At 61.8% G+C, this 259-nt stretch carries 1 protein-coding gene; it reads left to right on the top strand.

The features are described 5' to 3' along the window. A partial coding sequence (locus tag ACZ3GY_RS24335) for a DDE-type integrase/transposase/recombinase (protein WP_113772605.1) occupies nt 1-259 on the top strand: 259 nt, incomplete at both ends.

Raw genomic sequence — 259 nt, 5'->3', positions numbered from 1 at the left:
AACGTGATCGAGGCCGATCACGGAAAGCTCAAGATACTGATCAAGCCGGTGCGCGGTTTCAAATCGATCCCCACGGCCTATGCCACGATCAAGGGATTCGAAGTCATGCGAGCCCTGCGCAAAGGACAGGCTCGCCCCTGGTGCCTGCAGCCCGGCATCAGGGGCGAGGTGCGCCTTGTGGAGAGAGCTTTTGGCATTGGGCCCTCGGCGCTGACGGAGGCCATGGGCATGCTCAACCACCATTTCGCAGCAGCCGCCT

It is taken from the genome of Pseudomonas sp. PME37.24/006 (genome assembly GCF_055556635.1).
Note: the sequence above shows the minus strand (reverse complement) of the source record. Positions and strands in the feature narration are given on the sequence as shown.